The 23,670-nt window shown below is 72.6% G+C and carries 21 protein-coding genes and 1 tRNA gene; 7 read left to right on the forward strand and 15 right to left on the reverse strand.

What is annotated here, in order from left to right; translation table 11 throughout:
- Nucleotides 1-60: 60 nt before the first annotated feature.
- The 4 genes from OG904_RS02410 to OG904_RS02425 all read left to right on the forward strand — a co-directional run bounded on the left by OG904_RS02410 (nt 61) and on the right by OG904_RS02425 (nt 5,912).
- A complete protein-coding gene (locus OG904_RS02410) occupies nt 61-3,021 on the forward strand; it encodes an AAA family ATPase (RefSeq protein ID WP_405486854.1) in 2,961 nt (986 codons plus the stop codon).
- Entirely contained in the window at nt 3,012-3,905 is an 894-nt protein-coding gene (locus OG904_RS02415; protein WP_405486856.1) for a S8 family serine peptidase, read from the forward strand. Before OG904_RS02410 ends, OG904_RS02415 begins: the two co-directional genes overlap by 10 nt.
- On the forward strand, nt 3,902-4,540 hold the full coding sequence (locus tag OG904_RS02420; RefSeq protein WP_405486858.1) for a GAF domain-containing protein: 639 nt from the start codon (nt 3,902-3,904) through the stop codon (nt 4,538-4,540). The genes OG904_RS02415 and OG904_RS02420 overlap by 4 nt, the downstream gene beginning before the upstream one ends.
- Nucleotides 4,541-4,622: 82 nt before the next feature.
- Nucleotides 4,623-5,912: a helix-turn-helix domain-containing protein gene (locus tag OG904_RS02425; RefSeq protein ID WP_405486860.1), complete on the forward strand. Its 1,290-nt coding sequence runs from the start codon at nt 4,623-4,625 to the stop codon at nt 5,910-5,912.
- Between the two features lie 18 nt (nt 5,913-5,930).
- Here OG904_RS02425 and OG904_RS02430 read toward each other — a convergent pair whose 3' ends face one another.
- The 5 genes from OG904_RS02430 to OG904_RS02450 all read right to left on the reverse strand — a co-directional run bounded on the left by OG904_RS02430 (nt 5,931) and on the right by OG904_RS02450 (nt 11,396).
- Complete coding sequence (locus tag OG904_RS02430; protein ID WP_405486862.1) at nt 5,931-7,895, reverse strand: prolyl oligopeptidase family serine peptidase; 1,965 nt, start codon at nt 7,893-7,895, stop codon at nt 5,931-5,933.
- Complete coding sequence (locus OG904_RS02435; RefSeq protein WP_405486864.1) at nt 7,885-9,300, reverse strand: NAD(P)/FAD-dependent oxidoreductase; 1,416 nt, start codon at nt 9,298-9,300, stop codon at nt 7,885-7,887. The genes OG904_RS02430 and OG904_RS02435 overlap by 11 nt, the downstream gene beginning before the upstream one ends.
- Complete coding sequence (locus tag OG904_RS02440) at nt 9,297-9,584, reverse strand: PqqD family protein (protein ID WP_405486866.1); 288 nt, start codon at nt 9,582-9,584, stop codon at nt 9,297-9,299. Before OG904_RS02440 ends, OG904_RS02435 begins: the two co-directional genes overlap by 4 nt.
- On the reverse strand, nt 9,565-11,058 hold the full coding sequence (gene stsB / locus OG904_RS02445) for a StsB family radical SAM/SPASM domain sactipeptide maturase (RefSeq protein ID WP_405486868.1): 1,494 nt from the start codon (nt 11,056-11,058) through the stop codon (nt 9,565-9,567). Before stsB ends, OG904_RS02440 begins: the two co-directional genes overlap by 20 nt.
- A 71-nt stretch (nt 11,059-11,129) precedes the next feature.
- Nucleotides 11,130-11,396, reverse strand: a complete 267-nt coding sequence (locus OG904_RS02450) for a StsA-related sactipeptide RiPP (protein ID WP_328301962.1) — start codon at nt 11,394-11,396, stop codon at nt 11,130-11,132.
- A 321-nt stretch (nt 11,397-11,717) separates the two neighbouring features.
- Here OG904_RS02450 and OG904_RS02455 point away from each other — a divergent pair, with 321 nt between their 5' ends.
- Nucleotides 11,718-12,470 carry a BTAD domain-containing putative transcriptional regulator gene (locus OG904_RS02455; protein WP_405486870.1) on the forward strand — a complete coding sequence of 251 codons (753 nt, stop codon included), beginning with the start codon at nt 11,718-11,720 and terminating at the stop codon, nt 12,468-12,470.
- A gap of 11 nt (nt 12,471-12,481) precedes the next feature.
- Here OG904_RS02455 and OG904_RS02460 read toward each other — a convergent pair whose 3' ends face one another.
- A complete protein-coding gene (locus OG904_RS02460) occupies nt 12,482-14,257 on the reverse strand; it encodes an ABC transporter ATP-binding protein (RefSeq protein WP_405486872.1) in 1,776 nt (591 codons plus the stop codon).
- A 323-nt stretch (nt 14,258-14,580) separates the two neighbouring features.
- On the opposite strand from OG904_RS02460, the gene OG904_RS02465 reads away from it, so the two are divergent.
- Nucleotides 14,581-16,647, forward strand: coding sequence for a phosphocholine-specific phospholipase C (locus OG904_RS02465; RefSeq protein ID WP_405486874.1), 2,067 nt, complete (start codon nt 14,581-14,583; stop codon nt 16,645-16,647).
- A gap of 104 nt (nt 16,648-16,751) precedes the next feature.
- On the opposite strand, the gene OG904_RS02470 is transcribed toward OG904_RS02465, so the two are convergent.
- The 4 genes from OG904_RS02470 to OG904_RS02485 all read right to left on the reverse strand — a co-directional run bounded on the left by OG904_RS02470 (nt 16,752) and on the right by OG904_RS02485 (nt 19,048).
- On the reverse strand, nt 16,752-17,630 hold the full coding sequence (locus OG904_RS02470; RefSeq protein ID WP_405486876.1) for a PhzF family phenazine biosynthesis protein: 879 nt from the start codon (nt 17,628-17,630) through the stop codon (nt 16,752-16,754).
- A 10-nt stretch (nt 17,631-17,640) separates the two neighbouring features.
- Complete coding sequence (locus tag OG904_RS02475) at nt 17,641-17,832, reverse strand: hypothetical protein (RefSeq protein ID WP_405486878.1); 192 nt, start codon at nt 17,830-17,832, stop codon at nt 17,641-17,643.
- Between the two features lie 80 nt (nt 17,833-17,912).
- Nucleotides 17,913-17,986: transfer RNA gene (locus tag OG904_RS02480), tRNA-Met, on the reverse strand.
- An 84-nt stretch (nt 17,987-18,070) separates the two neighbouring features.
- Nucleotides 18,071-19,048 (reverse strand): ArsR/SmtB family transcription factor, encoded by a 978-nt coding sequence (locus OG904_RS02485; RefSeq protein ID WP_405497710.1) that lies wholly within the window; start codon nt 19,046-19,048, stop codon nt 18,071-18,073.
- An 84-nt stretch (nt 19,049-19,132) separates the two neighbouring features.
- Here OG904_RS02485 and OG904_RS02490 point away from each other — a divergent pair, with 84 nt between their 5' ends.
- Entirely contained in the window at nt 19,133-20,041 is a 909-nt protein-coding gene (locus OG904_RS02490) for an aldo/keto reductase (protein ID WP_405486880.1), read from the forward strand.
- On the opposite strand, the gene OG904_RS02495 is transcribed toward OG904_RS02490, so the two are convergent.
- The 5 genes from OG904_RS02495 to OG904_RS02515 all read right to left on the reverse strand — a co-directional run bounded on the left by OG904_RS02495 (nt 20,026) and on the right by OG904_RS02515 (nt 23,375).
- Nucleotides 20,026-21,066, reverse strand: a complete 1,041-nt coding sequence (locus tag OG904_RS02495; protein WP_405486882.1) for an MAB_1171c family putative transporter — start codon at nt 21,064-21,066, stop codon at nt 20,026-20,028. The two genes, OG904_RS02490 and OG904_RS02495, sit on opposite strands and share 16 nt — an antisense overlap.
- A gap of 6 nt (nt 21,067-21,072) precedes the next feature.
- Nucleotides 21,073-21,564: a hypothetical protein gene (locus OG904_RS02500; RefSeq protein ID WP_405486884.1), complete on the reverse strand. Its 492-nt coding sequence runs from the start codon at nt 21,562-21,564 to the stop codon at nt 21,073-21,075.
- Entirely contained in the window at nt 21,561-22,094 is a 534-nt protein-coding gene (locus tag OG904_RS02505; RefSeq protein WP_405486886.1) for a hypothetical protein, read from the reverse strand. Before OG904_RS02505 ends, OG904_RS02500 begins: the two co-directional genes overlap by 4 nt.
- Complete coding sequence (locus OG904_RS02510; protein WP_405486888.1) at nt 22,091-22,936, reverse strand: aldo/keto reductase; 846 nt, start codon at nt 22,934-22,936, stop codon at nt 22,091-22,093. Before OG904_RS02510 ends, OG904_RS02505 begins: the two co-directional genes overlap by 4 nt.
- Before the next feature lie 91 nt (nt 22,937-23,027).
- On the reverse strand, nt 23,028-23,375 hold the full coding sequence (locus OG904_RS02515) for an ArsR/SmtB family transcription factor (RefSeq protein WP_405486890.1): 348 nt from the start codon (nt 23,373-23,375) through the stop codon (nt 23,028-23,030).
- Between the last annotated feature and the right edge of the window lie 295 nt (nt 23,376-23,670).

The following is a 23,670-nucleotide window of genomic DNA, read 5'->3' on the forward strand; positions in this document are numbered from 1 at the left end:
CACCGACCCGGCACCGACCCGGTCCGCCGGACGGCGGACGACCTTCGAGGAGGACCACGCGTGAGCCGCAGACTGGTGGTCGTCCTCTTCCTCGACCTCGTCGGATGGACACGGCTCGCCGAGCGCGTCGATCCGGAGCAGCTCCAGCAGCTGCTGGAGCAGTACTACGAGATCTGCGGGGCCGCGGTGGAGGAACACGGCGGCGTGGTGGAGAAGTTCATCGGCGACGCCGTGATGGCGGTCTTCGGCGCGGACACCTCCCAGGAGGACGACGCGCTGCGGGCGCTGCGGGCCGCGACGTACATCCGGGCCGAGGTCCGCGGTCTGCGCACCCCGGCCACCGATGCGGCGCCGGTCGAGGTCCACTGCGGCATCGCGGCCGGCGAGGCCCTGGTGACGCGTTCGGCCCGGGCCGGCATCCGGGTCATCGGCGACGTGGTCAACCTCGCCGCCCGGCTGCAGTCGCTGGCGGTGGCCGGGGAGATCATCGTCAACGAGACGGTGGCCCATCTGGCCCGCCCGCACTACACCATGGCCCCCGTGCCGCCGGTGACGCTGAAGGGCAAGGCCGAACCGGTTCCGGTGCTGGTGGTGACCGGTGAGACCGCCGCCGGCCGGGCGGCCGACGGTTCGCCCATGGTGGACCGCAGCGCCGAGCGTCACCGGCTGCGCCAGATCTACCACCGGGTCGCCCGCGACCGGCGCTCCGAGCTGGTGACCGTGCTGGGGCCGCCGGGCATCGGCAAGACCAGGCTGGTCCGGGAGACCGTGGACGACCTGGTGGCGGCCGGGGCCGCTCCCGTGGCCGTGTTCGGCAGCTGCCAGTCCTACGGTACGAACGGCAACTACGCGGCGCTCGTGGAGGTACTGGACGCGCTGACCAGGCAGGCGCCGTCCAGCGCGGAGCTGCTGCGGGCGGACGAGCGCATCGCCGGGGTGCTCACGGGGCTGCGCGACGCCTCCCTGTCCCGCCTTTCCCCCGCCGTGCCTGGGCCGGGCGTGGAGGAGGTGTCCTGGGCGGCGCGCGAGCTGCTCACGGCCGCGGCTTCCAGCCCGCTCGTGGTGGTGTGGGACAACCTCGCGTGGGCGGGAGAGTCGCTGCTGCGGCTCATCGGCGAGCTGGCCGGCAGCTTGCGGGACGTGCCGCTGCTGATGGTCTGCGTGGCCAGGCCGGAACTCGCCGGGGCCCCGGGGGCCGCGGGTCCCGACGGCCCCTTGCTCCGTGGCGAGGACGTGATCGACGTGGGCGCGCTGGTCGAGATCGACAGCGCGCGGCTGGCGATCGCGCTGGCGGGGCGCAGCAGCGGCGAGGAAGTGGAACTGCACGACCTCGACGTGGTCGACCGGGTCGCGCTGTACAGCGCGGGCAATCCGCTGTACATCCGGCTGATGATGGACTGGCTGCGGGACGGCCGGACCGTCGAGGAGGTGCCGCCGACCATCACCGCCATGGTCGGCGCCATGATCGACCGGCTGCCCGGGCCCGCCCGGCGGCTGCTGGGCGCGGCCTCGGTGATCGGCCCCTCCTTCACCCTGGAGCAGCTCGCGCTGCTCGGTGAGGCGGTGCCCGCGGAGCAGGTCGACGCGCTCGCGGGGCAGCGGCTGTTCCAGGGCACGGCGGAGGAGGGGGGATACCGCTTCGTTCAGCAGCCGGTGCACGAAGTGGCGTACGGGCGGCTGGAGAAGGAGCAGCGCATCTCCTGGCACCGGCGCCTCGCCGAGCACGGCTTCAGTCCCGGATTCCACTTCGAGGCCGCCGCCCGGCTCCTCGGGGGCCTGCGCCCCGACGATGCGGAGCTGCCGCGGCTGACGCGGCAGGCGGGTGAGGCGCTGCTGGCCGAGGGCACCGTGGCGCTGCGGCAGCGTGACGTGCCGACCGCGATCGGACTGCTGGGCCGGGCGCTCGCGCTGGCGCGGGGCGGCCCCGACCGCTGCCGGTCGGTGGCTGCCGTCCGGCTCAGCGACGCCCTCATGCTCTCCGGGGACACCCGGCGCGCACTGGAGGTGGTCGCGGAGGCCGCACGGCAGGGCCCCGTCGGCGACGGGGAGCGGGCCTGCCTGATCCAGGTGCAGCGGTACCTGCTGACGGCGCGGCTCGGCGAGGTCACCGCGGTCGACGTCGAGCGGCTGCGGGCCGAACTGGACGGCGACGAGCCCGACCGGTTCGCCTGGTGCCGGTTCGAGCAGCTGCGGATGCTGCTCCACCTGGACCACGGCCGGTTCGGCGCGGCCGAGGAGGCGGCGGTCGCCGCGCTCGCCCACGCCCGGGCCATCGGTGACGCGTACGAGGAGGACCGTCTCCTCGTGGCACTGTGCGAGATCCGGCAGTGGTCGCCGACCCCGATCGGGGAGAAGCTGGCGGGCTGCGCGGAGCTCCTCGAACGGTTCGCCGCCGACCGTTTCCTGGCCCTGCCCGCGCTGGCCGCCCGCGCCCGCTGTCTGGCCCTGACCGGGGACCGGCTCGGCGCCCGCGCGGCGCTGGCCGAGGCCGAGTCCGCCGTCGACCAGCTCCGGCTGACCATCGGCCGGGTGCTGGTCGACCAGGTCGCCGCTCTGGCCGCCTCGCTGGAGGGTGAGCACGAGGAGGCCGAGCGGCGCTTCGGCCGGGCGGCCGACGCCCTCGAACAGGCAGGCTACGTACCGGTCGCGCTGACCATGCGGGTGCAGGCGGCACGCGAGTGCGCCCGGCAGGGCCGGGCGGCCGAGGCCGCCGGCCGGATCGCCGAACTCCTGGGCCGGCGCGCCGAGATGGACGTACGGGGGCGGATCCTGTGCATGTCGGCCGCCGTGCTGACCGCCGCCGGCCGGGGCCGCGAGGATCCGGTGCGCGCCGAGGTGCTGGCCTTGCTGGAGGACATCGACGATCCGTGTCTGCGCGGCGAGGTCCACTTCGACCTGGCCCGGGCCCACCGCGCCCTGGGCGACGCGGCCGGTGCCCGCCGCATGGCCGCTCTGGCCGCCGGGGGTTACGAGGCCGCCGGTGCGACGAAGCCCCTGGGGACGGTGCGGACATGGATGTGAACGGCGCGCCCTGGCGGCGCGAACGGCAGCCGCACCCCTCGGGGATGCCCGCGTGGAGCATGCCGGCCGACGGTGATCCCGGTGAGCCCCTGCGGACGGCCCTGTTCGACGGGCTCGACTCGCGCTGGGCCTGGGAGGGTGCGAGCGGCGAGGGCGTCCGCGTCTGCGTGCTCGACAGCGGCGTCGACGGGACGCATCCGCTGGTCGGTCCGGTCCGGCGGGCGTGGCACGTGGTGACGGCCGAGGGCCGGGCGCCGCGCGTGGAGGAATGCGAGCCGCTGGACGGCGCCGGGCACGGGACCGCGTGCGCGGGGATCATCCGCGGCATCGCGCCGGGGGTCTCGCTCAGTTCGCTCAAGGTGCTGGGCGACGGGAGGTCCGGCAGCGCCTCCGCACTGGTCGCCGGGCTCGCCTTCGCCATCGAGGAGGGGTTCGACGTCATCAGCATGAGCCTGTCGACGAACAGGGCGGAGTTCCGCGACCGCCTGGCGGAGCTGTGCGACCGCGCCTACTTCCGCCGGACGACGGTGGTGGCGGCGGCGCACAACCTGCCCATCGAGAGCTTCCCGTGGAACTTCGCCTCGGTGATCTCGGTCGCCAGCCACGCCGAGCCGGACAGCATGCGCTTCTACTACAACGCCGCGCCGCCGGTCGAGTTCCGTGCCCGGGGGGTGCGCGTGCCGGTGGCGAGCCCGGGCGGCGGCACCGTGCGCAACACCGGCAACAGCTTTGCCGCGCCGCACATGGCGGGGATCGCGGCGCTCGTCCTGAGCAAGCATCCCTGGCTCACGCCGTTCCAGCTCAAGAGCGTCCTGTACCACTGCGCCGCGAACGTGGCCGCGCACCCCACCGCGAACACCTCGGTCCAAGGAGGCGGAGAATGAAGCCCTGGCCACAAGATCTCATGGCCACCGAACGTCAACTGCTGCAGTCCGTCGTCTCGGTGGCCCGCCACATCTACGGGGCGGCCGCCTCGTCGGTGTTCATGGTGAGCCCCGACACCGGTGAGCTGATCTTCGCGGCGGTCGCGGGCGAAGGCGAACAGGGCCTGGTCGGCAAGCGGTTCGAGCCCGGTACCGGCATCGCCGGCTGGGTGGCGGCCAGCGGCCAGCCCCTGATCACGGACGATGTGACCGGCTCCGACCGCTTCGCCCGCGATGCCGCCGCCTCCACCGGGTACGTGCCCGCGAGCATCATGGCCGCCCCGCTCATCGCGGACGGGGAGTGCATCGGCGTGCTCGAGGTGCTGGACCGCCACACCCGCGGGACGAACGCCCCGGGCCGGGAGCTCGACGACATCGAACTGCTGGGGCTGCTGGCCACGCAGGCCGCGCTCAGCCTCGCGCTGCTGCGGCGCGGCGAGCGCGGCGAGCGGGCGCTGCCGCGCGTGGGCGAGCTGGCGGCGCGGCTGTCGCAGCACGCGGTCATGGACTCGTCCGACCCGTTGGCCGTCTCGTTGCTGAGCATCTCCCTGGACCTGCTGGACCGCAGTGCGCACCCCAGTTCGAAGAGGGGCTGACCGCAGACGGAGACGGATCGCAGACGTGCCGGCGACGAACCCGAGACGCGGACGGAACGCGCCCCTCCTACGCTCCTGGCCCATGGTCCACACTGCCGAGGCCGAAGCTCCGTCGTTTCCCGAACTGCTCCGCTTCAAGCGCGTCCAGGCCGGACTGACGCAGCGGACGCTCGCCGATCTGTCGACGATCAGCCCGCGCACGATCCGCGCCCTGGAGTCGGGCCGGGTGAACGCGCGGATGCAGACCGTCCGCCTGCTCGCCGACGCCCTGGGACTCGACGGCCTGACCCGCGAGCTCTTCGTCAACGCGGGCCTGGGCAGCCAGCGTCAGGGGCCGCCCGCGGCCGATCCCTGCCTCGCGGTGCCCCGGTCCGTCAACGCCCTCCTCGGGCGCGACACCGAGGTGCGGGCGATGGTCAGCGCCCTGGAGTCGGACCACCGCCGCATGATCTCCATTTCGGGGCTCCCCGGGGTCGGGAAGTCGCGGGTGGCCGCGGAGGTGGCGGCCCGGCTGAGCGCGCGCCGCGGCTGGCCGGTGCTGTGGATCGGGACCGGGACCGTGGCCCTGGACGGACACGGCACGGCTTTCGGTTCCCTGCTGCAGTCGTTGCGGCTGCTGGTCGAATCGGGGACGGAGGACGTGTCCACGGTCTGCCGCCTCCTCGGCCGCCACGAGGTGCTGCTCGTGCTCGACGGGGTCGCCGACACGAGGAGACCCGTCGGTGTGGAGGAACTGCTGGCGTACTGCCCGGGCATCCGCGTGGTCAGCACCTCGCGCACGCCGTGGCACGTCGCGGGCGTCCAGGGGACCGTGGTGGCCCCGCTCGCCACCCCGGGGGCGGACTGGGACGCGACCAGGTCGCTGGACGCCCTCGCCGGCGTGCCGTCGGTACGGCTGCTCGTGGACCGGCTCGCGGAGGTCCGGCCGGGCTTCGCGCTCGGCCCGGCCGACGCCGGGGCGGTGGTGCGGCTGTGCCGGAGGCTGGACGGGCTGCCCGTCGCGCTGGAGGCGGCGGCCGCGCGGTCCGGGGTGCTCAGTCCGCGCCAGCTCGCGGACGCGCCGACGCCGCACCTGCTCGACCTGCCGGCGGCGACGCGGGCGGCCGGTGCTCCCGAGACGATCGGCGGACTGATCCGGTCCGGCTTCGAGCACCTGGACGCCGCTCACCGCGCGCTCCTCCAGGAGCTGGTCCGCTTCGGCCGGGCACTGACGGCGTCCGAGGCCGCCGAAGCGCTGCACCGGCCGCTGAACCAGGTGGTGGAGGACCTGAACGCACTGATGGGCCGCGGATTCGTCCGGGCCTCCCACGAGGAGGCCCAGACCCGCCTGTACCTGCCGAACCTGGTGCGGGCGGTCCTGTCCCCGCGCTGACGGGACCGCCCGTGCGCGTCACGCCAGGTGCTCGGCCAGGAACCGTTCGACCGCGGCGTAGTAGGTCTGGCGGTTGGCGGGCCTGGCCAGGCCGTGGCCCTCGTCGGGGAAGAGCAGGTACTCGTGGGCGAGCCCCTTGGCCGCCAGCGCCGCGACGATCTGCTCGGCCTCCTCCTGCGGGACCCGGACGTCGTTCGCGCCCTGGACCACCAGGACCGGTATGCGGATGTCGTCGACCCGCGACAGCGGAGAGCGCTCCCACAGCATGTCGCGCTCGGTCTGCGGATCCCCGACGTGGGCGTACATGAAGGACCGCAGCGGGGTCCGGTAGGGCGCCCCGGCGGCGAGCATCGTCAGGAGGTTCGACGGACCGCAGAGGTCTATGGCGCAGGTGAACACGTCCGGGGTGAACGCCGCACCGACCAGCGCGGCGTACCCCCCGTACGAGCAGCCCATGATCGCGACCCGCGAGGCGTCGATCCCCCCGCCGGCGACGAGGTGGCCGACCGCGTCGAGCAGATCGGTCTGCATCGCCGCGCCCCACTGCTTGGCGCCGAGGTTGCGGAAGTGCTTGCCGTAGCCCGTCGAACCGCGGAAGTTGACCTGCACGCAGGCGTAGCCGCGGTTGGCCAGCAGCTGTGCCTCTTCGTCGAAGGCGAAGGTGTGCCGGGCCCAGGGTCCGCCGTGCACGTTGACCACCGCGGGCAGGCCCCGCCGTACGGCGCCGGGCGGCCAGGTCACGTAACCGTGCACCGTGATCCCGTCGCGCGCGGAGAACTCGAAGGGCTCCATCCTCGCCAGCCGGTAGCGCTCCAGCTCGGTCTGGTGGCTGAAGAGGTAGCGCAGCGTACCGTCCGACCGGTCGTAGACGTAGTAGAGGACGGGACCGGCTCCGGTCACCACCGAGACCGTCCACAGCCGTCCCGAGCGGTCGGTGCGGTCGACGTAGAGCTCGCCGTCCACCGAGCGGAGCGCGAGCTCGCCGCGGATCCGCCCGATGTCCTTGCCGAACTCCTCGTCGAGGAAGACCCGTTCGTCGCGGTCCTTGGCGAACAGCACCGCCTGCGGCCTGCGGGTCACCGGGTCCATCTCGACCTGTTTGACGTCGTGGACCGGATCCTCGGCGAGCAGGGTCCGCCGGCCGGTCGCGACGTCCACCTCGAACAGGCGGCTGGCATTGGCCCCGATGGAGGAGAGCAGGTAGCAGGTGGCGCCGTCGCGCGAGAAGCCGATGACCCGCGTGCCCACGGCGTCCTCGTACGGGACGTCCAGCCAGGGCGGCGCCCCGTCCGGCTCCGGATGCCGCTCCTGCTCCTGCTCCTGCTCCTGCTCCTGCTCCTGCGGCGGGTCCAGGAAGACGGCCACGCCGCCGTCGGGCTTCATCGCCGTGCCGCCGCGGACCCGCAGATCGGTGTCGATGATCCAGCTCAGGTACCCGGGGTTCTCGGCGACCTCGGTGAGCCCGCCCGTCACCAGGTCCAGGGCGTACACGTCGTGCAGCTGGGGCCGGTTCCGGTTCAGCCCGATCAGGAGGGTGGTCGGGTGCCACCGGTTGTGCGCCAGCACGCGTGCCTGGACCCCGTCGAAGGGCGTGGCACAGCGCTCCTCGCCGGAGACGAGGTCGACGAGGTGCACCCGCCAGCTCTCGTCGCCGTTCTCGTCGCGCAGGTAGAACAGGGTGCGGTCGTCGTGGCACAGGCCGTACGTCCGGATGCCGCGCCCCCGGTCGTGCGTCACGACCGTGGCCTCCTGCGGCCGGTCCACCGGCGCCGTCCACACGTTCAGCACGCCCTCGTCCGGTGCCAGGTAGAGCAGCCGGGTCCCGTCCGGTGAGATCTCGGGGACGAGGTACGTGGGGTTCCCGAACAGGACGGAGTGCGGGATCAGCGGTACGGATCCCGGCGGTTCGGATCCCGGCGGTTCGGATCCCGACGGATCGGATCCCGACGGATCGGATTCCAGCGGTACGGAGTCAGTCGTCACGGCTCTCTTCCCGGATGGATGGGTGGCTCCGGCCCCCGGAGAACCACCACTCGGCGAGCCCGGGGAACTGCGCGACCGCCTCGTCGGTGCCGGACGGCGGATCGGCGGCGGCGGACGGCCCGCGCGGGAGGGACGGGTCCGCGGGCGCCGCCGAGGGCGGTACGGGGACCAGCGTCTGGGACCGGAAGAGCCGTGTCATCAGCGGCGGGCTGGTGAGCACGGCCCGGGACATCCTGGCCCGCATCCGGTGCGCCGAGGCGGACGCGGGCGGCTGCGTGCCGGGCCGCGCCCGGTCCTGTTCGGTCGCCATCCGCCATGACGTGGAGGCCACTTCCGCCACGGCGGCCTGGAGCGCGGGAAGGGCCGCGGGCCCGGCGCCGTGCCGGGCCAGCTCGAGGTCCAGCCGTACGGCGCTGAGCAGGGCTACGGACATCCCGTGCGAGTAGACCGGATTGACCGCGGTCAGCGCGTCGCCGACGACCAGGAACCCCTCGGGCCGGGGCCCCCGTTCGTAGTACCTCCGGCGGTTCGCGGTGGCCCGGTACGGCCGGACGCCGCCGAGGGGTTTGGCCGCGGCCAGCAGCTCCGCGACGACCGGTGAGCGCAGCGCGTGGGCGCATTCGGTGAATCCCTGCTCGTCGGCCGGCGGCGTGGCGGCGCGCGTACCGGTCAGCGTGACGATCCACCGGCCGTCCTCCACGGGCAGCAGCGTGGCCCCGTACCCCGGCAGTCCGTTCTCCGGGCGCGGGTGCAGCATGATCGCCGGGATCTCGGCGGCGAGCTGGGCGGGCGCCCGGTAGATCCGGGTGGAGTACGCCAGGCCCGGGTCGACCACCTCCTCCGCGACGCCGGCCGCACCGAGCGCGGCCAGCCACCGGCCGGCCCGCGAGCGCCGCCCGGTCGCGTCCACCACGATGTCCGCGCGGATGGTCTCGGCGGCGCCGTCCCGGCCCGCGACCACGACTCCGGTGACCCGCGCGGCGTCCCCGGCGAGTCCGAGGACCCGGGTGCCCTCCCGCACCGACACCGCGCCGTCGGACAGGGCCCGCTGCCGGATGACGTGGTCCATGAGCCAGCGGCTGCACGAGACCAGGAAGGCGCCGGTCTCGTGGCGGCGGAACCAGCCGTCCGCGCTCAGGATCAGGGCGCCGTCCGGCAGGCCCCGGCGGTGCGCGCCCCGGTCCAGGAGCGTGTCCAGGGTGCCCGGGAGCAGCGTCTCCAGGGCTTCGGCGCCGGCGGTCACGAGCACATGGCTGTGGAAGGCCTGCGGCAGCCCCGGCCGGGCCGCGGGGCCCACCGGGTACCGGCCGCCTTCGACCACGGTGACCTCGTCGGCGTGGCCGGCGAGCACCCTGGCCACCAGTACGCCGGCGAAGCCCCCGCCGAGGACGACGGCCTTGGTCATGGGCGCGGGTTTTCCGTCTCCTGGAGCAGATCGGCCTCGACCATGGAGCTGATGAACGCGTCCACTTCCGCGCGGATGCGTGCCGTCAGAACGGCGTTGTGGCCCGCGAAGAGGAGGGACAGGTTCTTGATGACCGTCTCCCGGTCCCCGTCGCTCTCCACGAGCGCCCAGATCTGGGCGGCGGTCGCGTTCAAGGTGCGGAAGTCCCCGGACTCGCTGTGGTAGAGCGAGATGCCGTCCGGGGTCTCCTGCCAGATGACCGCGTCACTGATGTGCAGGGACATCGCCCAGCCTCCTGTTCACCGGCATGATGGGAATCAGTTCACCGACCTTGATCGCGGGCTCGGGCGTGCGGGACCAGGTCTTCCACTGGTCGTGGGCCACGTGCACCTCGCCGGTGGCGACCATGCGGGGGACGGTCATGTCGACGCCGCCCGCGGCCAGTTCCGCGCGGGTCACCCCGGTCTCGGTCCACAGCTGCGTGGTGATGCCGTGGCGCAGGATCCGGCACAGGTGGCGGCTGTTGCGCCGCAGGTCCCCGGACTCCGACATGTGCGCGGCCCGGCAGCCGCCGCCGCAGTTGGCCTTGATGTAGCACTTCTCGCAGTCGGCGTGGAACTCCCCGCCGTACACGGTGCTCTTGCGCATGGAGGTCAGGACCGGGCTGGCGAAGATCTCGGACAGCCGCTGCTTCCTGATGTTGCCGGCGTACTCGCCCTTGCCCGTGACGAGCTTGCACGGGTACATGTCACCGAGGGAGTTGACGTAGATCTCGTTGCCGCCCATGCCGCAGTTGCCCTTGACCGAGCACGGGGTCACCGGCCTCGGCCCGTCCGGCTTGAACTTGCCGGCGACCGGCGAGGTCCAGACGAGCTCCTGCACCCGCAGGTGGTCCTGCCAGCCGAAGTCGTAGTCGTCCCCGGCGCCCCGACCCAGGTCGTTGTGGTTCATCAGGCGGACGCTGTGGATCTCGATCCCGTCGAGGAAGGACGCGAAGTCCTCCAGTTCCTCTACGTTCTCGGAGGTGACGATGTGGTTGATGGCGGGCTTCACGCCGGCCGCGTTGAGCAGCTGGATCGCCTTGCGGGTCTTGGCGAACGCGCCCTTGCCGCGGGTGCGGTCGTGCGTCTCGGCCGTGCCGCCGTCGAGGCTCACCGTGACCATGTTGAACAGCTCGGCGAACCGCTTCGCCGTCGCCTCGGTCCGGATCATCGTCGCGTTGGTGATGATGTTGGACTTCAGGCCGCCGCGATTGGCGTGCTCGACGATCTGGAACAGGTCCTTGCGCAGCATCGGCTCGCCGCCGGTGAAGACGATGGTCTCGCTGCCGAACTCGGCGATCTGCGAGACGAGATCCAGCGACTCGGCGGTGGAGAGCTCGCCCGGAAGGCACTTCTCGGACGAGGCGTAGCAGTAGGGGCAGCGCAGGTTGCAGCCGTCGGTGATGGCGTAGTACGCGATGCGCAGGGGCGGTTCACCGAGCCTGACCTGGGGCCTGTTGCCGTTGAAGTACACGATCCAGTTCAGGATGAGCTTGGCGAGGACGCGCTCCGTCTCCGCGTCCGCCTCCAGGGCCGCCCGCTCCCCCCGGGCCTGCGCGGCCGCCAGGGTCTGGAGGACCCGGAACTCACGTCCGGAAAGGACGCACCGGGCGGCCACCTCCGGGTTGACCACGAGGTGGTCCTCGTCGTGCACAAAGTACGTCAGGTCGTTCGGCACCTCGAACAACGCCAGGTTCCGGACCAGATTCCCGCGCATCCCGCTCCTCTCTGGGCTGGCACAGGCGCGGCCCGACGCGGTGGCTGCCGTCGGACCCCGCCTGTGAACTGTCAGTTCTCGGCCTGGCCGGAGCCCGACCAGAGGCCGCAGGCACAGAGCATGGCGGCGTCGAAGCCCTCCTTGGTGGCCTCGGGCGAGGACCAGTCCTGGGAGTGCGCGACCACGTCGGGGAGGATCGCCGCAAGGCGAGTCTTGGTCGAAATGAGGACCTTGGTCTCCTCGGGGGTCAGGCTGGCGTAGAACTCTTCGAGGGCGGGCGCCATCGTGCCGCCGAGAACGCCGGCGGCACGCAGGGACTCCAGTGCGTTGAAGGTCATGTTTCCACCCTTTCGCTGTCACGATCGATACGGGGACGCCACCGAGACTGCGCGTGCCGGATCGGTGAGACAACCCCACGAATGTGGGTTGCGGCAAGGGAGCGGCGGCGACATACGCGCGCGGGCGACCACGCGTCCGGGCCCGGATCGGGGGGCCAGGAACCTGCTGTCCGCGGGTGGTTGACGATCTCCATACCGTGCCTCACCCTCATTCCACGGCTGTTGTGAAGCTCATGTGAAGCGAACGTGGAAATCGGCAGCGGAGACCCTTGACACGCCCAGCCGGCGGCCGACGGCCCGCCGGACGACCCGAGAGGTGCGATGAATCCCATCGGCTTCGGTCTCGTGCACATATCGCTCCTGCCAGACTTCGTCTGCCGCACGGATCAGAGGGTCGCCGAACTCAGCGACATCCAGCAGCGGCTCGTCGCGGCCCTGGTGCTCAGCGACCGTCCGATGCGGCGCGGCGACCTCGCGGCGCGGCTCTGGCCGGACGTCGCGCCCGATCGTGCCGCGACGCGATTACGCCAGACGCTGTGGCGCCTGAACCAGGCGACGGCCGGCGGGCTGTTGCACGCCTCGCACACCACCGTCTCCCTCGCCGACCACGTCGAGGTGGACTACCGGACGGCGGCGAGGCTGATCTCGACCGTCTCCGGGGCGGGTCCGGCGGCAGTGAGCGACGACCAGCTGCCGCACGCGTGGAGCGTGCTGCGCCACCCCCTGCTGTACGGCTGGGACCACGACTGGCTCGCGCCGTTCCAGGAGAAGTGGGAACTGCAGCGCGTCCAGACGCTGGAGCACCTCGCCGAGAAGTTCCTGCAACGGCGCCAGCACTCCGCGGTCCTGGAACTGGCCGACGCGGCCGCCCAGGCCGACCCGCTGCGGGAGGGACCCCGGCGCATAGCCGTCCAGTCGTGCCTCTGGGTCGGCGAGGTGGCCGATGCGCACCGCCGCTACCGCCGTTACCGGGAGCTGCTGTTCTCGGAACTGGGCGTGGCCCCGAGCGGCGCCATCCCGCAGCTGCTCAGACAGGACCGCGAGCGCCAGCTCGCCATGACGGCGGAGTACTGACCGGGCCCGGTTCAGCGCACGTCGGCCCCCGCGGCGGAGTCGTCGAAGAAGCCGCCCGACTGGTGCTGCCACAGCTTCGCGTAGGCGCCTTCCGCGGCGAGGAGTTGCCGGTGCGTGCCCTGCTCGATGATGTGTCCGCGATCGAGGACGACGAGCTGGTCCATGGTGGCGACCGTACTGAGCCGGTGCGCCACCACGAGCGCCGTCCGCCCGGCCATGAGCCGCCACAGCGCGTCCTGGACCAGGATCTCGCTCTCGGAGTCCAGGGCGCTGGTCGCCTCGTCGAGCAGCAGGATCGGCGCGTCGCGCAGGATCGCCCTGGCGAGGGCGACCCGCTGGCGCTGTCCGCCGGACAGCTTCACCCCGCGCTCGCCCACCATGGTGTCGAAGCCCTCGGCGAGCGCGTCGGCGAACTCCGTGACGTGCGCCGCCTCGGCCGCGCGGCGGATCTCGGCGTCGGTGGCGTCGGGGCGGGCGAACGCGATGTTGTCCCGCAGCGTGCGGTGGAACATCGCCGGGTCCTGAGGCACGTAGGCGATCAGGCTGCGCAGGTCGGCCTGGCTGAGCCTGCTGATGTCCTGCCCGCCGATCAGGATCCGGCCGGCGCCGATGTCCGTCATCCGCAGCAGCAGCCGGGTGAGCGTGGTCTTGCCCCCGCCCGAGCGGCCGACGAGGCCGATCTTCGATCCGCTGGGCACGGACAGGTCCAGGCCGTCGAAGAGCGGGGTCGCGCCCTCGTGGGCGAAGGTCACCCGCTCGAACCGCACGTCGGCGGCGCGCGACCGCAGCGGCTCCGGCTCCACCGGGTCGAGCACGGTCGGCGGGGTCAGCAGCAGTTCGGTGAACTGCGCGGCCTCCGTCATCGAGCTCTCCAGGCGGCGGTAGATCTGGTTGAACTCGAACATGATCCGTGTCGCGTTGGCGTAGTAGGTGAAGGCCACGATGACCGCCTCCACGCCGTGCGCTCCCCCGCCGAGCACGATGGCGAGCATCAGGCCCAGCACGTTGGTCAGTACGGACATCGGCGCGACCAGCGTGTCGATGCGCAGGTTGCCGTAGTCCCACGAACGCAGCGTGAGCCGGCGCGACTCCGCGACGCGGGAGCGGTGTTCGGCGGCCTCGCGCGACTCGGCGGCGAACGCCCTGACCGTGTCCATGTTCATCAGACTGTCCGCCACGTGCCCCGACACCCGGGCGATCGCCTCCTCCCGCTGGGCCACGAGCGCCTGCCGGCGACGGATCAGCGGTGCCACGCACAGCCCCGTGACCGCGATCATCGTCAGGAGCCCCACGACGAGCAGCGGGTCGTACTGCCACAGCACCACCGAGGCGAACACCAGGGGCACGAAGCTGCCCATGACCGAGAAGGTCAGCGTGTCGACGAACTCCTCGAAGCGGGAGGCGAAGCTCAGGACCCGCTTGGTCAGCGATCCGGCGAAGTTGTCGTGGAAGAACGCGGCGTCCTTGGCGAACAGCTCGTCCATGCCGGTCACGTACAGCTGCTCGATGCCGCGGGCGTCGAGGCGGTTGAGGCAGTGCAGTCCGATGCGCCACGCCGTCTCCGCGAGCAGCAGCACCCCGGCGAAGGCGAGGACGTAGGGCATCGTCCAGGCGAGGGCTCCGCCGCCTTCGCCGCCCCCGGCGATCCGGCCGACGAGCTTCGCGACGACCAGCGGCGCGATGTAGTGGATGCCGATGTTGCCCAGCGCGGGGAGCAGCATCGCGGGCGCCGTCAGCCACTTGAGGCGGACCAGCTCCCGTCCGTAGTAGCGGAGCGCGAGGAACACCGGACTCCCGCGCCGTGAACTGTCGTTCGGCGAACTTCCGTTCCGTGGACTGTCATTCGATGAACTGTCGCGCGATTCGGGCGATTCCATCCCAACCCTGCCTTGTCGGACCGTCAGGTCAGGAGACGGAGTGTCCCGCACGGGCGCCCGCACGGTCCAAGGCTTTTCCCCGCACCGTCCAGAACCGGCCGAACCCGGCAGAAATCCGGCTGCCGTTCGACTGGTGTACGCACCGGCGTCACGTCAGGCTCCCTCTCCGGCATCCCGGGCGCGCTGTGCTGGGGGTGCTCCACCACCCCTCAAACGCAGAGGTCGTTCCCGTCATGGCAGAACTCAACCGCCGCCGCTTCCTGCAGCTCGCCGGCGGCACCACCGCCCTCACGATGCTGGGAGAGAGCATCGCGCGCGCCGCCGCCATCCCCGCGCAGGGGGCCACCGGCTCCATCGCCGACGTCGAGCACATCGTGGTGCTCATGCAGGAGAACCGCTCCTTCGACCACTACTTCGGCGCGCTGCGCGGAGTCCGCGGCTTCGGCGACCCGCGCCCGGTGACCCTGCCCAGCGGCAAGTCCGTCTGGCACCAGTCCGACGGCACGAAGGAGATCCTGCCCTTCCGGCCGCCGTCCGAGGACCTCGGCATGGAGTTCCTCCAGGGCCTCAACCACGACTGGGCGGGCGGCCAGAGCGCCTTCAACCAGGGCAGGTACGACAACTGGGTGCCCGCCAAGACGCCCACGACCATGGCCCACCTGACGCGCCAGGACATCCCCTTCCACTACGCCCTGGCCGACGCGTTCACCGTCTGCGACGCCTACCACTGCTCCTTCATCGGCTCCACCGACCCCAACCGCTACTACCTCTGGTCGGGCCACACCGGCAACGACGGCAAGGGCGGCGGTCCGGTCCTCAACAACGCCGAGGCCGGCTACGGCTGGACCACCTACCCCGAGCGCCTGGAGGCCGCCGGAATCTCCTGGAAGGTCTACCAGGACATCGGCGACGGACTCGACGCCGTCGGCTCCTGGGGCTGGATCAACGACGCCTACCGCGGCAACTACGGCGACAACTCCCTCCTCTACTTCGACAGCTACCGCGGCGCGAAGCCCGGCGACCCGCTGTACGACAAGGCCCGCACCGGTACGGACGCCAAGGCCGGCGAGGGGTACTTCGACCGGCTGCGCGCCGACGTCGCCGCGGGCACGCTGCCCCAGGTCTCCTGGATAGCCGCCCCCGAGGCGTTCAGCGAACACGCCAACTGGCCCTCGAACTACGGCGCCTGGTACATCGCCCAGGTGCTGGACGCCCTCACCTCCGACCCCGACGTGTGGGCCCGTACCGCGCTGTTCATCACGTACGACGAGAACGACGGCTTCTTCGACCACGTCGTCCCGCCCTACGCCCCCGCCAGTGCCGCGCAGGGCCTTTCGACCACGCCCACCTCCCTGGACGTCTTCCCCGGCAAGGCCGGATACGTCGCGGGGCCGTACGGGCTGGGCCCGCGCGTGCCGATGCTCGTGGTCTCCCCGTGGAGCACCGGGGGCTACTCCTGCTCGGAGACCTTCGACCACACCTCGGTGATCCGCTTCATGGAGCAGCGGTTCGGCGTGCGGGAGCCCAACATCTCGCCCTGGCGCCGTGCCGTCTGCGGCGACCTCACCTCCGCCTTCGACTTCGCCCGCAAGGACTCCGGCACGGCCCCGCTGCCCGACACCGGCGCCTGGTTCCCGCCGGACCGCGAGCGGCACCCGGACTTCCGGGCCACCCCGCCGGCCAAGGGCGTCATGCCTCGCCAGGAGAAGGGCCTGCGCCAGACCCGTGCGCTGAAGTACGCCCCGTACGTGGACGGCTCGGCGCTGGTCGCGGAGGGCACGTTCCGGCTGACGTTCAGCGGCGGCCCCGCTCTGGGCGCGCAGTTCTACGTCACCTCCGGCAACCGCACCGACGCCCCCTGGACGTACACCACCGAAGCCGGCAAGTCGATCACGGACACCTGGAACACCCGCTACTCTGCCGGGGCCACCGACCTGACCGTGCACGGCCCCAACGGCTTCCTGCGCGGCTTCCGCAACCCCGGCACCACCGCCGGCCCCGAGGTCACCGCCCGCCACAACGCCACCACCGGGAACCTGGACCTCACCCTCACCAACGCCGGAGGGTCCACCGCCGCGCTGACGCTCACCAACGCCTACGGTGGCGGACCGAAGCGCCTGACGGTCGCCAGGGGCGCGACCGTGACGTACAGCGTCCCGCTGAAGAACACGCGGCGCTGGTACGACGTGACGGTCACCGCGTCCGGGACCCCGGGCTTCCTGCGGCGCTTCGCCGGCAAGGTGGAGACGGGCGCGGCCGGCCTGTCGGACCCGGCGATCCTGACGGACCAGTCCTCCTGACGGACGAGGCCTCCTGAGGGACCGGTCCGCCTGAGGGGCCGGTCCTCCTGGGGGCCGGTCGCCCTGACGGAATCCTCCCCGTGCGGCACCCGCATGTTCGGTGACTACCGAGCCACCGGCCCCGGCGGGAGCTCGTGGAGGCGCCCCTCCGCGACGAGGACGACGCTGCCGCCGACGCGCACGGAGCGGATGTCCCGGCCGTGGCCGTCCGCGCTGACGGTCATCTCGCTGGGGCGCCCGGTGAAGCGGCCCTGGTGCAGGAGGGTCCGTTCCCCGGCGCCGATGCGGCCGTGGCGGCGCAGGTAGGCGGCGGCGCAGCCCGCACCGCTGCCGGTGGCCACGTCCTCGACGATTCCGTCGTTGTTCCAGTGCCGGCCCTCCAGGGCGGCGGCGTCGAGGAGGTAGGCGAACCGGGCGCCGAGGCGGGCCAGCGGCTCGTCGAGCGGCGCGGTGATGCGGGCGCGGGCCAGTGCGTCGCCGCGTACGGGGAGCACCAGGTAGCGCAGCCCGGTGGAGACGATCTCCGGGGGCAGGGCGGGGTCCAGGTCGGCCGGTTCGAGGGCGAACAGGGCGGCGAGGCCGTGCGGGTCGGGGCGGCCGAGGAACTCGGCGGCGCCCTGGTCGAGGAGGCTCGCGTACCGGCCCGGGCCGCGGCGTTCTGTGGAGACCTCCACCGTCCGGGCCGGCAGGTGCAGGGTCCAGGCCTCGTGCTCCGCGGTCCCGTGGAGGGCGTGCAGGACGGCGGCGGCGCCGATGAGGGGGTGACCGGCGAAGTCCAGCTCCTCGGTGAGGTCGAAGACCCGCGCCCGCCGGGTGCGTTCCGCCGCGCCGTCGCGGATCAGGAAGACGGATTCGAAGTGCCGCAGTTCCCGGGTGATGGTCTGCATCTGCGCGCCGGTCAGCGCATCGGCTTCGGGGAACACCGCCAGGCTGTTGCCGCTGTAGGGGTGGCCGGTGAAGACGTCGACGTGGTGGTAGCGCATGGGGCCGACGCTACCTGGGGACTTCACGTGCGCTCCGCAGCGGCGAGAGGAGGAGCGGAAGCACGGCGAGGAGTTCGCCCAGGGCCCCGGCCCACAGGGCCGTCCGGGCGCCGAAGCACTCGCCCTGTGGGAACGGCGTGAGGGCGCCGGCGACGGACTGGCGCGTCTGCTGGGCCGCAGCCGGGCGCAGGTCCTCGCCCATACGAGCTTAGGCCGTCTCTTTCGGATCTTGTCGGACGCGGAAGAGGCCCGGATCCATGGGATCCGGGCCTCTTCCAGCAGTAGCGGGGACAGGATTTGAACCTGCGACCTCTGGGTTATGAGCCCAGCGAGCTACCGAGCTGCTCCACCCCGCGTCGGTAAACCTGACTCTACGGCACTCCGGCGCGTGCGATGACCACGGCGTTCACTCGGGCAAGCCCTTCGGGGCCGGTCTCGTGTCAGGTGGGCGCGGCGTTGAGGAGGGTCTCGGCCGCGGCGGTGCGGGTGTAGAGGACGGAGCGGCCGGCGCGGTGGGCGCTGACCAGGCCCGCGTCGCGCAGTGCGGTGAGGTACTGCGAGACCCCGGCGGTGGAGAGCCCGGTGCGCCGGGCCAGCTGTGTGGTGGAGGCCGGCGTCTCCAGTTCGGTCAGCAACAGGGTCCGCGAGCGGCCGAGTACGGCCACGAGGGCGTCGCCCGGGGCGGCGTGCCGCGCCTGCCACAAGGAGCCGACACCGCGCGCCTGATAGGCGAGCTGGGGTGGATCCGGCGGTGTCGTACGGGTGCGCAGGCCCGGGCCGGTGAAGGCCGAGGGGATCAGCAGCAGCCCGGTGCCCGCCGTCTCGCGGGTCAGCGGCTGCTTGCGGTGCGCCATCCGCAGCCCGTTGTCGTCCCAGACCAGCGAGGCGTGCAGATCGTTGAAGAGGCGGCGCGCGCCGTGCTCGGCGACCGTGCGGGCCCGGTGGAAGACGTCGGCGTCCAGCATCGTACGGATCCGCGCCCAGTACGGGGCCAGTGCCAGCTCCCAGTACGTCTCGAGCTCGTCGGTGACCTTGACCATGCGGGTCTGCGGATCGGCGTGCAGCATCCGCAGCCGGGGGCCGAGGCCGCCCTGATGGCGGGCCAGGTGATCGAGGTCCTGGCGCACCCGGTCGGCGGACGAGGCCCGGATCGCCTCCCACTCCGCCTCCGGTGCGGGAGCCGGCCCGGCGGGGGCCGGGTTGAGGAAGTCCGGGACGTATCCGGTGGGCGGGATCAACTCCGAGAGCCAGCCGCGGTCGAGCCCGGCGGCCACCAGCCGCGGACGTACCTGGTCGGCCCAGGACCGGTGGAGCGGATGCGCCGCGGCGGACCGCAGCAGTCGGAAGCCGGGCGCCACCTCCCACATCGGCGATACGGCGAACCGCACCTGCGCCAGATCGCTCGCCGAGAACGCCAGCTCCGCCAAGACGACCGCCCCCAGTGGATTCAGACATGTGTGAATCAATGGCGTGCCAGCCTATCGGGTGGAGATCATCCCGCCATGACCACACAGACGATCGACGCGGCGGCGTCGGGCACCTGGACGCTCGGAGACCGCACCGTCAACCGGATCGGTTTCGGCGCGATGCGCCTCCCCCAGACCGGCGAGGCGTTCGCGGCCGATGCCGTCCCGCGCGACCGCGACCGGGCGGTGGCGGTACTGCGCCGCTCGGTCGAGCTCGGCGTGAACCACATCGACACCGCCGCGTTCTACTTCTCGCCCCTGCGCTCCGCCAACGAGCTGATCAGCCGGGCACTGGCCCCTTACCCGGAAGACCTCGTCATCACCACCAAGGTCGGCCCCGGCCGCGATCCCTCGGGCCAGTGGCTGCCGCACGCCACCCCCGGGCAGCTGCGCGGCCAGGTCGAGGAGAACCTGCGCCAGCTCGGCCGCGACCACCTCGACGTGGTGAACCTGCGCATCGTCGGCACCGACTCGATCGCCGAACGCTTCGGCGCACTCGCCGAACTGCGCGAGGCCGGGCTCATCCGTCACCTGGGCCTGTCCAACGTCCACGCCCACCACCTCGCCGAGGCCCGGACCATCGCACCCGTGGTCTGCGTCCAGAACATGTACGGCATCGGCGCGTCACCGCAGCAGGCGGAGCTCCTGGACCTCTGCGGTGAACAGCGCATCGCGTTCGTGCCGTTCTACTCGATCGCCGGCACCGGACGCACGGCCGGGGCGACCACCGAGGACAGCGGCGAGGTGCACGCCGTCGCCCGCGCCCACGGCGTGAGCGCAGCCCAGATCCGGCTGGCCTGGACCCTGCACCAGGGTCCCCACGTCCTGGCCATCCCCGGCACCGGCGACCCCGGCCACCTCGCCCAGAACGTGGCCGCCGGCTCCCTGCGGCTGTCCGGGGAGGAACTCGCCGCCCTGGACTCCGCCCGTCACGAAGCAGCGTGAACGAGCTCCTCGACGCCGGTCGGGCGAGGGCCGCCCGGGAGTCCCGCTCCCCCGGACCGGCGGTGCGCCTGCGGCGGCCCAGCGGGCCGCCCGGCCGGGCGGGCGCCGGTCAGCAGCAGGGCGTCCTGGCACTCGATCTCCCGCCGGTACCTGCGGTACGAGGGGTCCAGCCGGTCCCGCAGGCCGCGGGGGCCGGGTTCCCCGGGCAGCACCACGTCCGGGTGGAGCGCGGTCAGCCGCCGCCACGCCGGTCCGAGCAGGAGGAAGACCCGCAGGTCGTCGAAGAGCCGCCAGCAGCCCACCGTGATCCGCCAGACGGGGGTGAAGTGCAGGCCGAGCACGCTGGCCAGGACCGCGGCCTCGGTGAAGACGAAGTTCAGCACGCTGTACCAGGTGAACCAGTCGCCTGCCAGACTGGATTGACCGGCCACGAGGAACAGCCGGTTCACACAGGTGACCGCGTAGGCCACCATCCCGACGGCCCCCACCGCGACCCCGACGGCGATGTGGCCGCGCACCATCCGGACGATCCGGGCGCAGGCGATCGCCGAGGCCCCGGAGCACATCAGGAAGAACAGGTTCCCGATCACGTAGACGCCGGCGATCCGCCAGTCCCCGGTGTACTGGTTCTGCAGCGGATCGGTGCGCAGGGACCGCGGGGTCGATGCCATCAGGGCGGCGAGCAGCCCGCTCACCGCCAACGCGGTCAGGAAGAGCCGACCTCGCCACCACGGCACCGGGTCGCCGCGCCGCAGCGGCGTCCACAAGTAGGTGGCCAGCAGGGCCAGGCTCACCGACACGCCGGTGTCCATGATGATGGAGGCGACCCCGGGCACGGTCGCGATCGGGAGCCGCGCGCGGACCGCGGGGATGCCCACGAGCGCGGCGACGGTGAAGCTGCCCAGCGCGGTCAGCAGGAGGGGGGCCTGCGGGGTCGGCCGGGAGCCGAACCGCAGTGCCACCATCTTCGCGAGCAGCGCCAGGCAGAGGAATGCGGACAGCAGGGACTGGAGCCGGGTGACCATGCCCCCTCACGCCCCGCCGAAGTACCGCTGCACGTCCCAGGAAACCTTCGCCTCGGCCCGGTCGTCGATCGCGAACTCGGCGAACGCGGCGGCCAGCAGTTCGGCCTCGCGCTCGGCCGCCGAGCCGTGGACCGAGCGGAACCTGACCACGGCGCCCCCCTCGGGGAGGCCGTCGAGCGCGGACAGTGCCGGTTCGTCGTGCCGGTACCGCTCGCCCTCGTGCTCGCACAGGATGTGGGCGAGTTCGTGCAGCACGATGTGGTCGCGGTGGACGCCGACGGCCAGGTCCTGAACGATCACCACGTCGTCGTCGGTCCGGCAGACCCAGACCCCCATCGGGCCGGGGACCGGCAGCCGCGCCTCGATCACCCGGATCGGCCTGCCGCGTGCCGAGCTGATCTGGTCGCACAGCTCGTGCGCGGAGGAGTACGGATCGAGCCGCAGGGAGCGGACGTACCTGCGGCAGTCGCGCATCGTGCTCAGCCGTCCGGTGGTCACGGGGTCCCTTCCATGGTGTCGAGGATCCCGATGAGCCGGTCCCTCAGCTCGGGCGTCATGCGGCCGGCGCGCAGCGCGATGTGCTGCACCTGCCGGTCCGCGAGCGTGCCGGGCCCCTCGGCCGGTCCGGCCCGGTCGGCCGTGGGCGGGCCGGCCGGTGCACCGGAGGCGGCCGTGGTGGCGCCGGAGGTGAGCCAGTCGACGGTGATCTCCGGATGGCCCTCGACGAGATGGCCGTTGACGAAGCGGACGAGCGCGATCACCACGGCGATCGAGGGATTGGTGTAGCGCCCGGACCGGAGCATGCCCAGGTAGCTGCGGGAGAGCCGGACACCGTAGCGGCCCTCGGAACGGCTGATCAGGTCGGCGACCTCGCCGGTGCCGAACGTCTGCCAGCGGCCGCTGTGGTCGCGGAATCCGGCGATCGAGAAGAGGTGGTTGATCCGGCCGGTGAGGCTCTCGCCGCCGTGCCCGCCCGTGGGGCCGCCGCGTTCACCGGGCCGGCCGCCGTCCGTTCGGTTCGTGGTCATCGCCCGGACCTCGCCCCCAGGACCGACCGGGCGTGGTCGGCCACGGCCGACGCCTCCGCCGGGCCCAGCGGACCCGAACGGGCGGCCGCCGCGTTGGCCAGGAAGTGCTCCGGCCGGGAGGTCGCCGTCAGGACGGTGGTGACCTGGGGGTGGGCGAGCACCCAGCGCAGCAGCGCCTCGGGCCAGCTCGTACAGCCCAGTTCGCGCAGGAAGGCGGCGGGGGGCGGCGCCGCCAGCAGCGCGCCTTCGCCGAACGGCCGCATCACGATCACGCCGATGCCCGCCTCGGCGGCGGCCGGGAGGATGTCCTCGGCCAGGGTGGGCTCCGCCGCGTTCATGTTGACCTGGACGAAGTCCACCAGGTCGGCGGCGATGACCCGGGCGAGGTCGGCCCGGGTGCCGCCCATGCCGAAGGCGTGGTCGAACTGGTAGGTGACGCCGGTGAAGCGGACCCGCCGGGCCGCCTTCTGCCGCTCCAGCCAGGCCAGGTTGGCCTGCCATCCGTTGAGGTTGTGCACCTGGAGGAGGTCGACGCACGTGCGCGCGTAGGCCGCGAGCTGGCCGGCGAAGACGGCTTCGACGGCCTCCGGTTCGGTGTCCCAGATCTTGGTGGCGACGAAGAACGACGGGTCCTCGCGGAGCAGCTTCGCGAGCCGGGGTTCCGCGTCGGAGTAGACCGGGGCGGTGTCCACCAGCCGGGCGCCGACCGTGCGGGCGGCCCCCAGCAGGTCGGCCAGCCGGTCCGGGCCGGCCCGGTCGATCGTCCGCCAGGTGCCCAGTCCGAGGACCGGGAGGTCGACGCCGGCCTTGCGGGCCGGGCGCCGGGGCACGGTCGAGGTCATCGGTGATCCCTTCACTGCGAGAGGCCGGCGCACGGGGGTCGCGCCGGGTGTCAGGGCCCGAGGGGATCGTGTGCGGGGCCGGAAGGTCCCCTCAGGCTGAGGCCGCGCCCACGCCGGCCGGTTCCGCCTCCGGCGCGGGGCTGGTGACCTGCGTGGCGTCGAGGAGCCCGGGGAACCGGGCCTCGAGGTCGTCGCGCCGCAGGGTGATGATCCGGGTCGTGCCCCGGATCTCGGTGTGCATGACACCGGACTCGCGCAGCACCTTCAGGTGGTGCGAGAGCGTCGACTTGGCGATCGGGTAGACGAGCTGGCCGCAGGAGCGGGAGCCCTCCAGGAACATCACGCGCGCGATGTCCCGGCGGATGGGATCGCTGAGCGCGTGCAGCACCCGGTCCAGGGATACCTCGCACCGGTCGGGGTGGTAGAGCGGGCTGCGCATGGGCGACCTTCTTCGTGTGGTGGGCACCAGGGCCGCGCCTTCCCGGCGGCTACCTCCAGGCCCGGCAGATTCAACGTTCTACGATGATAGAAGAATCGAGTCGTCCGGTGGAGGCGCGCTGGGCCCCGGGACCCGCCGGCCGGTGCCGCGGATGCGGCAGCCGGCCCTCGGGGCCCGGTCACGGGTCACGCGTCACGGGTCACGCGTCACGGGGTCACCCGTCACGGGGTCACCCGTCACGGGGTCACCCGTCACGGGGTCACGCGTCACGGGGTCACCCGTCACGGGGTCACCC

Source organism: Streptomyces sp. NBC_00096 (genome assembly GCF_045041305.1).
Taxonomy (GTDB): domain Bacteria; phylum Actinomycetota; class Actinomycetes; order Streptomycetales; family Streptomycetaceae; genus Streptomyces.